General features: G+C 67.8%; 10 protein-coding genes and 2 pseudogenes. 6 read left to right on the top strand and 6 right to left on the bottom strand.

What is annotated here, in order from left to right:
- Positions 1-127 precede the first annotated feature (127 nt).
- The 4 genes and pseudogenes from BAY1663_RS20500 to BAY1663_RS25535 all read left to right on the top strand — a co-directional run.
- Positions 128-694: a hypothetical protein gene (locus tag BAY1663_RS20500; RefSeq protein ID WP_037044454.1), complete on the top strand. Its 567-nt coding sequence runs from the start codon at positions 128-130 to the stop codon at positions 692-694.
- A gap of 96 nt (positions 695-790) precedes the next feature.
- Positions 791-1,807 (top strand): ligase-associated DNA damage response exonuclease, encoded by a 1,017-nt coding sequence (locus BAY1663_RS20495; protein WP_037044451.1) that lies wholly within the window; start codon positions 791-793, stop codon positions 1,805-1,807.
- A gap of 109 nt (positions 1,808-1,916) precedes the next feature.
- Positions 1,917-3,623 carry an ATP-dependent DNA ligase gene (locus BAY1663_RS20490; protein ID WP_037044449.1) on the top strand — a complete coding sequence of 569 codons (1,707 nt, stop codon included), beginning with the start codon at positions 1,917-1,919 and terminating at the stop codon, positions 3,621-3,623.
- Between the two features lie 183 nt (positions 3,624-3,806).
- Positions 3,807-4,210, top strand: a pseudogene (locus BAY1663_RS25535) (DEAD/DEAH box helicase); the annotation flags it as partial.
- Here the strand turns inward: BAY1663_RS25535 and BAY1663_RS20480 are convergent.
- The gene (locus tag BAY1663_RS20480) at positions 4,188-4,421 is read right to left on the bottom strand and encodes a hypothetical protein (protein ID WP_037044446.1); all 234 of its coding nucleotides are present in this window, start codon (positions 4,419-4,421) and stop codon (positions 4,188-4,190) included. The pseudogene BAY1663_RS25535 and the gene BAY1663_RS20480 sit on opposite strands and share 23 nt — an antisense overlap.
- 193 nt (positions 4,422-4,614) lie before the next feature.
- Between BAY1663_RS20480 and BAY1663_RS20475 the strand changes: the two genes are divergently transcribed.
- Positions 4,615-5,952, top strand: a complete 1,338-nt coding sequence (locus tag BAY1663_RS20475; RefSeq protein ID WP_037044434.1) for an erythromycin esterase family protein — start codon at positions 4,615-4,617, stop codon at positions 5,950-5,952.
- A 3-nt stretch (positions 5,953-5,955) separates the two neighbouring features.
- Positions 5,956-6,639, top strand: a complete 684-nt coding sequence (locus tag BAY1663_RS20470) for a phosphoribosyltransferase (RefSeq protein WP_037044432.1) — start codon at positions 5,956-5,958, stop codon at positions 6,637-6,639.
- Between the two features lie 3 nt (positions 6,640-6,642).
- Here the strand turns inward: BAY1663_RS20470 and BAY1663_RS24540 are convergent, their stop codons facing one another.
- The 5 genes and pseudogenes from BAY1663_RS24540 to rlmD all read right to left on the bottom strand — a co-directional run.
- Positions 6,643-6,801 (bottom strand): hypothetical protein, encoded by a 159-nt coding sequence (locus tag BAY1663_RS24540; RefSeq protein ID WP_164838481.1) that lies wholly within the window; start codon positions 6,799-6,801, stop codon positions 6,643-6,645.
- A 123-nt stretch (positions 6,802-6,924) separates the two neighbouring features.
- On the bottom strand, positions 6,925-7,464 hold the full coding sequence (locus BAY1663_RS20465) for a DUF2058 domain-containing protein (protein WP_037044430.1): 540 nt from the start codon (positions 7,462-7,464) through the stop codon (positions 6,925-6,927).
- Between the two features lie 160 nt (positions 7,465-7,624).
- Positions 7,625-8,449 carry a nucleoside triphosphate pyrophosphohydrolase gene (gene mazG, locus BAY1663_RS20460; protein ID WP_037044428.1) on the bottom strand — a complete coding sequence of 275 codons (825 nt, stop codon included), beginning with the start codon at positions 8,447-8,449 and terminating at the stop codon, positions 7,625-7,627.
- Positions 8,450-8,620: 171 nt separating this feature from the next.
- A pseudogene (gene relA / locus BAY1663_RS20455) lies at positions 8,621-10,852 on the bottom strand (GTP diphosphokinase); the annotation flags it as partial.
- Between the two features lie 121 nt (positions 10,853-10,973).
- Positions 10,974-12,118: 23S rRNA (uracil(1939)-C(5))-methyltransferase RlmD (gene rlmD / locus BAY1663_RS20450; RefSeq protein WP_037044426.1), on the bottom strand; the 1,145-nt coding region annotated here is incomplete at its 5' end.

Below are 12,118 nucleotides of genomic sequence, written 5' to 3'. Positions count from 1 at the left end.
TGAAGCCTGAAGCCTGAAGCCTGAAGCTCATGAATGGGACATGGCTCACTGGATGGCGGCAAGCTTTTCGGCCAAGCTTGCCCTGCCATTCCACCAGCCTGCCCGCGCAGCGAACAAGGACATTCCGATGAGCCTCTACGAGATCGCCTTTTCCGGCCAGTTGATCCCCGGCGCCAGGCTCGAACAGGTCGAAGCCAACCTGACCCGGCTGTTCCAGGCCGATGCCCAGCGCATCGCCCTGCTGTTCTCCGGGCGGCGGATCGTCATCAAGCAGAACCTCGACCATGCCGCCGTCGAGAAATACCGCCAGGCCATGGAGCGCGCCGGCGCCCAGGTCGAGGTGCGGCCGATGCCGGTCGACGTCGAGGAGATCGAGCTGGCGCCACCACCGGCCGCCGCAACCCCTGCCGCTACGGGCGCGCCGGAGCCGGCCGGCGATCCGGGCGCGGCCATCGGCAAGCTCCGGGTGGCGCCGCGCGATGAATACATGGCGGCCTTCGCCGATGTCGAGGCGCCGGACTTCGGCATCGCGCCGGTCGGCGCCGACCTGCAGGACGCCCGCCCCGAGCCGCAGGCACCTGCCGTCGACCTGACACAATTCAGCCTCGCGCCGGTGGGCAGCGACATGGGCGAGAAACCTCGCGACGCGGCCGCCGCCGTGCCAGACACCTCGCACCTCAAGCTGCAGGACTGATCTCCCCTCTCGCGACCACGCCCCGCGCGAGCCGGCCAGCGAACTCGCAGCGCCCCGGCGGGCTCCAAGACAGCAAGCCTCATGCCAGCTGTCGCCATGGACCTCGTCGTCGCCCGTCCCGAAGGCCTGTATTGCCCGCCCGGTGATTTCTTCATCGACCCCTGGCGCCCGGTCGAGCGCGCCGTCATCACCCATGCCCACGGCGACCACGCGCGCTGGGGCATGGGCCATTACCTGGCGAGCCGCGACAGCGAGGGCATCCTGCGCGCGCGCATCGGCGGCGATATGCCCTTGCAGACCCTGGCCTACGGCGAGGCGCTGGAGCACCATGGCGTACGCCTGAGCTTCCACCCGGCCGGCCATGTGCTCGGCTCGGCGCAGGTGCGGCTGGAGTATCGCGGCGAGGTCTGGGTCGCATCCGGCGACTACAAGGTCGAGCCGGACGGCACCTGCGCGCCCTTCGAGCCGGTGCGCTGCCATACCTTCATCAGCGAATCCACCTTCGGCCTGCCGATCTACCGCTGGCCCGCGCAGAGCCAGGTCATGCGCGAAATCAACGACTGGTGGCGCGCCAACGCCGCCGTCGGCCGCCCCAGCGTGCTGTTCTGCTACGCCTTCGGCAAGGCCCAGCGGATTCTCCACGGCCTCGACGCCAGCATCGGGACGATCGTCGTGCACGGCGCGGTCGAGCCGCTCAACAGCGTCTATCGCGAGGCCGGCATCCGGCTGCCGCCGACGCTCTATGCCGGGGACCTGGCGCGCAACGACCCGCGGCTGAAGCAGGCCATCGTCATCGCCCCGCCTTCGGCCGGCGGCAGCAGTTGGATGCGCCGTTTCGGCAGCTATGCCGATGCCTTCGCCAGCGGCTGGATGATGCTGCGCGGCACGCGTCGGCGCCGCGGCGTCGACCGCGGTTTCGTGCTCTCCGACCATGCCGACTGGCCCGGTCTGCTCTGGGCCATCGGCGAGACCGGCGCCGAACGGGTGATGGTCACCCATGGCTCGGTCGCCCCGCTGGTGCGTTATCTGCGCGAGGAACGCGGGCTGGATGCGCAGGCGTTCGAGACCGAGTACGGCGAAGAGGACGACGTGGCCGCACAGGAGGCCGAATGACCCACCCCGCTTCGTTCCTATGTAGGAGCGAGCTTGCTCGCGATCGATCCCCCGTTGATCGCCAGCAAGGACTCGGCGTCCCCCCGGGCTCCTACAAAAAGGTCGCAACATGAAAGCCTTCGCCACGCTGTACAGCCGCCTCGACGCCACCACCTCGAGCAACGCCAAGCTCGCGGCGATGCGCGACTATTTCCGTGAGGCGCCCGCCGAAGACGCCGCCTGGGCGGTGTACTTCCTCGCCGGCGGCCGGCCACGCCAACTGGTGCCGACGCGCCTGCTGCGCGAGACGGCGATGCGCGCGGCCGGGCTGCCGGAATGGCTGTTCGAGGAAAGCTACCAGGCGGTCGGCGACCTGGCCGAGACGATCTCGCTGGTGGTGCCCGAAGCCGGACACAGCTCGGACGAAGGGCTGGCCGTCTGGATGCAGGACAAACTGCTGCCGCTGCGCGGCCTGCCACCGGAGGAGCTGGGCGCGCGGCTCCCGCCGCTCTGGGCGCAGCTGGACCGGCGCAGCCTGATGGTCTGCATCAAGCTGATCACCGGGGCCTTCCGCGTCGGCGTATCGAAGCTGCTGGTCACCCGCGCGCTGGCCTCGCTGGCCGAAATCGATCCGAAGCGGGTGGCGCAGCGCCTGGTCGGCTACACCGATCTGTCCCATCGCCCCAGCGCCGAGGGCTATCGCGCGCTGATCGCCGCCGAATCGGACGCCGAGCACGCCCAGCGCGGTGGGCAGCCCTATCCGTTCTTCCTCGCCCATCCGCTGCAGGCGCCGCTCGAACGCTTCGACGAAGTGCTCGGCCCGCCGAGCGACTGGCACATCGAGTGGAAGTGGGATGGCATCCGCGCGCAGCTGGTCAAGCGCGAAGGGCAGATCTGGATCTGGTCGCGCGGCGAGGAACTGGTCAGCGACCGCTTCCCCGAACTCTGCGCGCTGGCCGGCTGCCTGCCGGACGGCACGGTGCTCGATGGCGAGATCGTGGTATGGAAGGCCGCCGAGGAGCCTCCCGCCCTGCTCTTGCCGGATGACGCCCAGAACGAGCCGGAACCGGCCGCGGCTTTCGGCGTGCAGCCGTTCGCCCTGTTGCAGCAGCGCATCGGCCGCAAGAACCTCACCGGCAAGGTGCTCGCCGAGGCGCCGGTGGCGGTGCTGGCCTACGACCTCGTGGAATGGCAGGGCGAGGACTGGCGCCAGCGCCCGCACCGGCAGCGCCGCCGCCAGCTCGAAGCCGTGCTGCACCAGTGCGATCATCCGACGCTGATGGCCTCGCCACTGATCGAGGGCGAGGACTGGAAAAGCCTCGCGCGCCTGCGCGAGCGCTCCCGTGCGCTCGGCGTCGAGGGCATGATGCTCAAGGCCCGCGCCTCGCAATACGGCGTCGGGCGGACCAAGGACGTCGGCGTCTGGTGGAAATGGAAGATCGATCCCTTCTCGGTGGACGCCGTGCTGATCTACGCCCAGCGCGGCCACGGCCGCCGCGCCAGCCTCTATACCGATTTCACCTTCGCCGTCTGGGATGGCGAGCCCGGCGACCCCGAGCGCAGACTGGTGCCCTTCGCCAAGGCCTATTCCGGGCTGACCGACGAGGAGATGCGCCGGGTCGATGCCATCGTGCGCAAGACCACCGTGGAGAAGTTCGGCCCGGTGCGCAGCGTGACGCCGACGCTGGTCTTCGAGCTCGGCTTCGAAGGTATCGCCGCCAGCAGCCGGCACAAGAGCGGCATTGCCGTACGCTTCCCGCGCATGCTGCGCTGGCGCCACGACAAGCCGGTGGACGAAGCCGACACCCTGCAGACCCTGAAAGCGCTGCTGGGATGACGCCCCACCACCGCCTTCCCGTAGGAGCCGGCTTGCCGGCGATCGCGACCCGCCCGGGCTCCACCGATCGCGAGCAAGCTCGCGCCTACACGAGCGGCGCGCCTCGGGACGGTGGCACATGAGCAAGCCAGCCCCCATGGAAACGGCCGAGCTGGCCGAAAGCTGACTCGCCGCCCGCGCCTGGCAACCCTGGCGCGGCTGGCCGAATGGCGCGCACGGCACGCGCAGCTGGCCGTCACCCTGGTGCGCAACCACGACCGCCGCGCCCGGTGACCCACCCGCCGCGTTAGGCATCGCGGTCGTCGACGAGCCCCTGTTGCTGGGCCCCTTCGCGCTGCAGCACGACCGCCGCGCCGCACCCGACGCACCACGTCCTCGCCGGCCACCTGCATCCCGCCTTCCGCCTGCGAAGCCGCGGCCGGCAGAGCCTGCGCCTGCCGTGCTGCTGCATCGGCGAGCGGCTCAGCCTGCTACCGGCCTTCGGCGGTTTCACCGGGGCGATGGACATCGCCGCCGGGCACGGCTGGCGGATCTATCTGGTCGGTGATGGCAACGTCTGGCCGCTCAGGCCTGGGAAATCCCGGTGATGGTGATGCCGTAGCGCTCGGCCAGGCGTGTCGCCGGCGTGTTCTCCAGGTCGGGATCGTGCTCGTGCTCGATCTCCTGGTCGGCATAGAGCTCCTCGGCCTTGCGGGTCACCAGTTCAACCGCCTCGTCGATATCCGGCTGGTGTGCGGAATCGATCTTCAGCGTCGCGGTGTTGCCGTCTTTGTTGTAGGCGATGATCCAGGTTGTCATGACAGTGCCCCTCGTCTTGGTTTCACCGGAGCGTGTGCAAATAGCACCCGACAACGGCTGTTGTATTTTTTAGACCCCGGCAGCGCCGGCAGTTCGGCCCGAAAGAAAATGCTCATGCCTTTAGTCGTAGACCAAGGAACGCCCTCCGCGCCACCCGGTCCTCCGTAAACCCCCTTCGACAGGAGCCGAGATCATGACCGCATCGCGTCTGCATCGCTCTTGCGCGCTCGCCGAAGAGCAACTGGTGGCCCTGCTGCGCCAGCATGCCGAGCCCCTTCCCGATCCGGACGATCCGCATTTCGCCGACCCTTTCGAGCGCTTCGCCGATGCGCGGGTGGTGCTGATCGGCGAAGCCAGCCATGGCACCTCGGAGTTCTATCGGGCCCGCGCGGCGATTACCCGGCGCCTGATCGAGCGCCACGGCTTTTCCATCGTCGCCGCCGAGGCGGACTGGCCGGATGCCGCGCAGATCGATCGCTATGCACGCCAGCGGCAGCCTCCGGCCTGGGTCGAGGACGCCTTCAAGCGCTTCCCCACCTGGATGTGGCGCAACCGCGAGGTCGCCGATTTCACCCGCTGGCTGCACGATCACAACGACCGCCTGCCCCCTGGGCAACGCGTGGAATTCCGCGGGCTCGACGTCTACAGCCTGGGCAACTCGATCGGCGAGGTACTGGCCTATCTCGACCGCACCGACCCGCAGGCGGCAGCCAGCGCGCGGCTGCGTTACGGTTGCCTGAGCCCCTGGCAGGAAGACCCGGCGGTCTACGGGCGCAACGTCATGCTCGGCCAGCCGTCCTGCGAAAACGCCGTGCTCGAGCAGTTGCAGGCATTGCTCGAACAGCGCCTGGATTACATCCAGCGGGACGGCGAGCGCTTCTTCGACGCCGAACGCAATGCCCGCGTGGTGCTTGCCGCGGAACACTACTACCGCGCCATGTACCGGGGCTCCAGCGAATCCTGGGACCTGCGCGATCGGCATATGTTCGACACCCTGCGCGCCCTGCTCGAGCACCGCGGCCCCGACGCCAAGGCCGTGGTCTGGGCGCACAACTCGCACATCGGCAATGCCGCGGCGACCTCGATGGGCTGGGGCGGCGAATTCAACATCGGCGAGCTCTGCCGTACGGCCTTCGGCCACGACGCGGTGCTGCTCGGCATGGCGACCGATCGCGGCGAGGTGGCGGCGGCGGACAACTGGGACGAGCCGATGCAGGTCAAGCAGGTGCTGCCGTCGCGCCCGGACAGCTGGGAACAGCTGTTCCTGCGCGCCGGCCACCCGGTCTCGCTGACCGACTGGCGCAACGGCCACCAGGAACTGCGCCAGGCGCTCGCGATCCCCCGGCTCGAGCGCGCCATCGGGGTGATCTACCGGCCTTTGACCGAGCGGCAGAGCCACTATTTCCGCGCCATACTGGCAGAGCAGTTCGATGCGCTGATCTGGCTGGAGCAGACCCGTGCGGTCACCCCCATCGGTCCACGGCGGATCGACGACAGCATCGTTCCGGATACCTACCCGTTCGGAGAGTGAGCCATGTCCATGTTCGCTCAGCAAACCCATCTGTTCAGGGACCGCCAGCACGCCGGCCAGGAACTGGCCGAGGCCCTGCTGCCGCTGGCGGACGAGCACCCGCTGGTGCTCGCCCTGCCGCGCGGCGGCGTGCCGGTGGCATTCGAGGTCGCCCGGCAGCTGAAGGCCCAGCTGGACCTGGTGCTGGTGCGCAAGATCGGCGCCCCCGGCAACGAAGAGCTGGCGCTGGGTGCAGTGGTCGACGGCGCCGAACCGCAGTGGGTCGTCAATCAGGGTCTGCTGCGCCAGCTCAATCCGCCGGAGAGCTGGTTCGACGAGGAAATGCAGCGCCAACTGGTGGAGCTGGAGCGCCGCCGCCGGCAGTATTGCGGCAATCGACCAGCGCCCAAGGTGGCGGAGCGTTGCGTGATCGTGGTGGACGACGGCATCGCCACCGGCGCCACCGCCCGTGCCGCGCTCAAGGGCCTCGCCCGCGCCGGTGCCAGGCATCTGGTCCTGGCGGTTCCGGTAGGGCCGCGGGACGTCATCGAAGCCCTGCGCGAGGAGGTGGACGAACTGATCTGCCTGGCGATGCCCGAGCCGTTCATCGGCGTCGGGCTGCACTACGCCAATTTCGAGCAGACCAGCGACGAGGCCGTCATCGACCTGCTGCAGCGCGCCGCCGGCTTCGCCGAAGCCAGCGACTGAAGATCAGGCGACCGGCGCAGGTGGCGGCTGGTCCGGCACGGTGGGTTCGCCCGGCTCGCTGGGCAGGTCCGGTACGCCCGGCTCCTCCGGGTCGCCCGGCACGCCGCCGGCGCGCCAGTATCCGCTTTGCGCCTGGCTGAATCGAATCGACAGGATGCTCATACATCGCCCTCCACAGCATCGCCCACGGTTGCGGGCAGGTCTGCAATAGAGGGCGAACGGCACGCTTTCTATCCGGCCTTCCGTCGGCTGTCGCCGGAATGACGCTCGGTGGGTGGGGCCGGCTTACCACATCAGGTCGTCGGGCACCTGGTAGGCGGCGTACGGATCGTCGGCATCCGGCTCTTGCACGCGGGTATTGAGCTGCACCACGCGTTTCGGATCGCGTTCCTGAATCTTCAGCGCGGCCTCGCGCGGGATCACCTCGTAGCTGCCGCCATGACGGACGATGGCCAGCGAGCCACTGGCCAGCTTGTCGCGCATCAGCTTGTTGACCGACAGGCGCTTGACCTTCTTGTCGTCGACGAAATTGTAGTAGTCCTCGGTGGTCAGCTTCGGCAGGCGACTGGTCTCGATCAGCTGCTTGATCTGCGCTGCACGGGCCTTCTGCTCGGCCTTTTGCTGCTGCTGGCGGTTCAGCTCCTGATCGCGGGCGACCTTCTCGGCCTGCGCCTGCAGCGCGGCTTCGCGCTGCGAATCGTCTTTCTCGACCTGGCCCTTCTTCTCCAGGCGCTGCTGCTTCTGCTTCTGCTTGACGGCCTGCTTGGCCTGCTTTTCGTTGACCAGCCCGGCTTTGAGCAACTGGTCACGGAGGGAAAGACTCATGTTTCGGCTCGTCTCGTCGTGAATTCGAATTGGGCGTAGGGTGGATCGCGCTTCATCGATCCACCGAGCGGGATTGTGGTGGATGTGAAAAGCGACATCCACTACGGGGCTTGAAGCGGCACAGCATACCGCCGCAACTCGCTGCTTTGGCTTCCAGCCTTCAGCTTCCAGCTTCCAGCTGCTTCTTGGCTTCCTCCCACAGCGCATCCAGCTCTTGCAGGTCGCAATCTTCGATGGGGCGCCCCGCTTCCCGCAAGGCCTGCTCGATGAAACGGAAGCGCCGCTCGAACTTGCCGTTGGCCGCGCGCAGGGCGTTTTCCGGGTCGACCCTGAGGTGGCGCGCCAGGTTGACCACCACGAACAGCAGATCGCCGAGCTCCTCGGCGATGGCCTCGGGATCGCTCTCGCTCATGGCCACCAGCACTTCGTCCAGCTCCTCACGCACCTTGTCCACTACCGGCAGCGCCTCGGGCCAGTCGAAGCCGACCTGGGCGGCGCGCTTCTGCAGCTTGGCCGCGCGACTGAGCGCCGGCAGTGCACTGGGCACATCATCGAGCAGCGACAACTGCTCGGGCGCGGCGGCTTTCTCGGCGCGCTCCTCGGCCTTGATCTCCTCCCAGCGCCGCTTGATCGCCGCCTCGTCGAGGCGCGGCAGTTCGGGCGAGCCGTACAGGTCGCCATCGGGAAACACGTGCGGGTGGCGGCGGATCAGCTTGCGGGTGATGGCATCGACCACCGTGGCGAACTCGAAGCGCCCCTCCTCCCGGGCCAGCTGGCTGTAGTAGACGACCTGGAACAGCAGATCGCCCAGCTCGCCGGGCAGATGCTCGAAGTCGCCACTTTCGATGGCATCGGCCACCTCGTAGGCCTCCTCCAGCGTGTGCGGGACGATACTGGCGTAGTCCTGTTGCAGGTCCCAGGGGCAGCCGTGCTGCGGATCGCGCAGCCGGGCCATCAGGTGCAGCAGGTCGTTGAGTTGGTACATGGGATTCCTCAAGCCCGGCTATCGCAGCGGCGTTCCGGTGGATGTAAAAAGCGACATCCACCCTACGGATGTCAGGCCGATTGTAGGGTGGATCGGGGCGCGTAGCTGACGCTTCACCCATCCACCGTGACGCGACCGGCGACACCGCCGGCCTTGCGCCTTACGTGGCCCGTTGGCGCTTGGCTCGATGATATTGGGCAGCTGCGAAATGCGGCTGAGCAGGCGACCCAGGGCGTTCAACCCGGGAATCTCGATGGTCAGCGTCATCTGCGCGGTGCTGTCTTCCTTGTTCGAGCGGGTATTCATCGACAGCACGTTGATGCGCTCGTTGAGCAGCATCTGCGAGATGTCGCGCAGCAGGCCGGCGCGGTCGTAGGCACGGATGCTGATTTCCACCGGGTAGGTCTTCTCCGGCACCGGGCCCCAGCTGACCTGGATGATCCGCTCCGGCTCGCGGCCGGCCAGTTGCAGCACCGACGGGCAGTCCTGGCGGTGGATGCTGACGCCGCGGCCCTGGGTGATGTAGCCGACGATGGGGTCGCCCGGCAGCGGCTGGCAGCAGCCGGCCATCTGCGTCAGCAGGTTGCCGACGCCCTGGATCTGCACATCGCCACGCTTGCCGGGCTTGTGTGGCGCGGAACGCCGCGGGATCAGCTCCAGCTGGTCGTAACCGCGCTCCGGCTCGACCAGCTGCTGGGCCATGTTGACCAGGTGCGCCAGGCGCAGGTCGCCGGCGCCAAGGGCGGCGAACATGTCCTCGGCGTTCTTCAGGTTGGCCTTCTCGGCCAGCTTGTCGAAGTCCACCGGCGGCAGGTCCAGGCGGCCCAGCTCGCGTTCCAGCAGCGCCTTGCCGGCGGCGACGTTCTGGTCGCGCGCCTGCAGCTTGAACCAGTGGACGATCTTCGCCCGCGAGCGTGACGTGGTGATGTAGCCCAGGTTGGGGTTCAGCCAGTCGCGGCTCGGCGAGCCGTGCTTGCTGGTGATGATCTCCACCTGCTCGCCTGTCTGCAGGCTGTAGTTGAGCGGCACGATGCGGCCGTTGACCTTGGCGCCGCGGCAGTTGTGGCCGATCTCGGTGTGCACGCGGTAGGCGAAGTCCAGCGGTGTGGCGCCCTTGGGCAGGTCGATGGCATGGCCGTCCGGGGTGAACACGTAGACGCGGTCAGGCTCGATGTCGACGCGCAGCTGGTCGGCCAGGCCGCCGATGTCGCCGAGTTCCTCGTGCCATTCGAGCACTTGGCGCAGCCAGGCGATCTTCTCCTCGTAATGGTCGGAGCCGGAGTTGACGTCGGTGCCCTTGTAGCGCCAATGCGCACAGACACCCAGCTCGGCCTCCTCGTGCATGGCGTGGGTGCGGATCTGCACCTCCAGCACCTTGCCCTCGGGACCGATCACCGCGGTGTGCAGCGAGCGGTAGCCGTTCTCCTTGGGGTTGGCGATGTAATCGTCGAACTCCTTGGGAATGTGCCGCCACAGCGTATGCACGATACCCAGCGCGGTGTAGCAGTCGCGCACTTCCGGCACCAGCACGCGCACGGCGCGAACGTCGTAGATCTGGCTGAATTGCAGGCCCTTCTTCTGCATCTTCCGCCAGATGGAATAGATGTGCTTGGCGCGCCCGTCGATGTCGGCCTGGATGCCGGTGGCGGCCAGTTCGTCCTTGAGCTGCTGGACGACGTTGGTGATGTACTGCTCGCGGTCGAGCCGGCGCTCGTGCAGCAGCTGGGCGATCTGCTTGTACTGCTCGGGCTCGAGGTAGCGGAACGACAGGTCCTCCAGCTCCCACTTGATATGGCCGATGCCCAGCCGGTGGGCCAGCGGTGCGTAGATGTCGAACACCTCGCGGGCTACGCGCTGGCGTTTCTCGTCGTCGGCGTTCTTCACCGCGCGGATCGCGCAGGTGCGCTCGGCCAGCTTGATCAGCGCCACGCGCACGTCGTCGACCATCGCCACCAGCATCTTGCGCAGGTTCTCCACCTGCGCCTGGGAGCCGAGCACCAGGGATTCGCGGGGGTTGAGGCTGGCGCTGATCGCCGCCATGCGCAACACGCCCTCGATCAGCTTGGCCACCACCGGGCCGAAGCGCTGGTGCACATCGGCCAGCTTGATCTTGCCTTCGCGTACGCCGCGGTAGATGAGCGCCGCCACCAGGCTGTCCTGGTCGAGCTTGAGGTCGGCGAGGATTTCGGCGATCTCGAGCCCGATGTGATAGCTGGAGGTTCCTTCGCTCCAGAGATTCTGCGCCGCATTGGCCTGCTGCTCCGCTTCGCGGGCGAATTCGCAGGCATCTTTCAACGCTGCACGGTCGAGTGCCGGGTCCATGCCCAGCACATGATCGAGCCAGCCTTCCAGGTTGATACTGCCGTCGGTGTTGATCGGCTGAAGTGCTCTGACCTGTACCATCTAAAACCTTCCCTTCTGCGCAGCTACTGCGCCTGACGCCGGCATTTCTGCGTGCCGGTCGGTTGAACCACAGGCCGATTGCCTGTCAAAAAACGAAACCTCGAGGCGCCGACGCCAGGGTCTAGCCCCGTTCGAACAATGCCATCGCCTCGACATGCGCGGTCTGCGGGAACATGTCGAGCACACCGGCGCGCTTCAGCCGGTAGCCCTGCGCGACCAGTTCGGCCGCATCGCGTGCCAGGGTCGCCGGATTGCATGAAACATAGACCACCCGCCGGGCGTCGAGCATCGACATTTGTCGAACGATCTGCAGCGCGCCATCGCGCGGCGGATCGAGCAGCACCGCGGCGAAACCGCCGCGCGCCCAGGGTGCGCCGGCCAGCGGCTTCGACAAGTCGGCCCGATAAAAGTGCGCGTGCGCCAAGCCGTTGCGTCGTGCATTTTCACGGGCCCGCTCGACCATCGCCTCGACACCTTCCACGCCGACCACCTGAGCGCCCTGACGCGCCAGCGGCAGGCTGAAATTGCCCAGCCCGCAGAACAGGTCCAGCACCCGCTCGCCTTGCGCCGGCGCCAGCCACTCCAGGGCCTGCGCCACCATCGCCTCGTTCACCGGCGCGTTGACCTGGACGAAATCGCCGGGCTGCCAGGCCAGCTCCAGCTGCCACCGGGCGAGGCGATAGCCCAGGAACGGCGCCGGCTCCACCGCCTGCGGCTCGCCCTCGCCCTGTAGCCATAGCTGTGCCCGATACTCGTGGGCGAAGGCCAGTAGACGCGCCAGATCGCTGTCGGGCAAGGCCACGGTATGCCGCACCAGCAGCGCTTCGGTCGTACCGCTGAACACTTCCACGTGGCCGATGGCCTGCGGCTTGTCCAACCCACGCAACGTCGCCAACAGGCCCGGCAACAGCGATTGCAAAGGCTGTACCAGAACGGGGCACTGCTCGATGGAAACGATCTGCTGGCTGGCGGCGGCGCGGAAGCCGATATCCAGGTGCAGGGCCTTCGCGTCCCAGCGCACGGCCAGCCGGGCGCGGCGGCGATAGCCCAGTTCCGGGCCGGTCAATGGCGCGGCCCAGGCTTCCGGTTGCAAGCCGGCGAAGCGGGCCAACTGCTCGTTCAGGGTGCGTTGCTTCAATGCCAGTTGATCGTCGGCACCGGCATGCTGCAGATTGCAGCCGCCGCACTGGCGGGCATGGGGGCAAGGCTCGACGCGGCGCTGCGCGCTGCCGGCGAACACGCGCTCGCAGCGCGCCTCGACGATCT

Origin of the sequence: Pseudomonas sp. BAY1663, assembly GCF_000582595.1 — a bacterium.
Taxonomy (GTDB): Bacteria; Pseudomonadota; Gammaproteobacteria; order Pseudomonadales; family Pseudomonadaceae; genus Stutzerimonas; species Stutzerimonas stutzeri_AF.
Note: the sequence above shows the minus strand (reverse complement) of the source record. Positions and strands in the feature narration are given on the sequence as shown.

Bases quoted from the DNA above. Each gene is read 5' to 3' on its own strand.
- BAY1663_RS20490 (WP_037044449.1), top strand. From the start codon at position 1,917: ATGAAAGCCTTCGCCACGCTGTACAGCCGCCTCGACGCCACCACCTCG.
- BAY1663_RS20465 (WP_037044430.1), bottom strand. From the start codon at position 7,464: ATGAGTCTTTCCCTCCGTGACCAGTTGCTCAAAGCCGGGCTGGTCAAC.
- BAY1663_RS20475 (WP_037044434.1), top strand. From the start codon at position 4,615: ATGACCGCATCGCGTCTGCATCGCTCTTGCGCGCTCGCCGAAGAGCAA.
- BAY1663_RS20500 (WP_037044454.1), top strand. From the start codon at position 128: ATGAGCCTCTACGAGATCGCCTTTTCCGGCCAGTTGATCCCCGGCGCC.
- BAY1663_RS20480 (WP_037044446.1), bottom strand. From the start codon at position 4,421: ATGACAACCTGGATCATCGCCTACAACAAAGACGGCAACACCGCGACG.
- BAY1663_RS20470 (WP_037044432.1), top strand. From the start codon at position 5,956: ATGTCCATGTTCGCTCAGCAAACCCATCTGTTCAGGGACCGCCAGCAC.
- mazG (WP_037044428.1), bottom strand. From the start codon at position 8,449: ATGTACCAACTCAACGACCTGCTGCACCTGATGGCCCGGCTGCGCGAT.
- BAY1663_RS24540 (WP_164838481.1), bottom strand. From the start codon at position 6,801: ATGAGCATCCTGTCGATTCGATTCAGCCAGGCGCAAAGCGGATACTGG.
- BAY1663_RS20495 (WP_037044451.1), top strand. From the start codon at position 791: ATGGACCTCGTCGTCGCCCGTCCCGAAGGCCTGTATTGCCCGCCCGGT.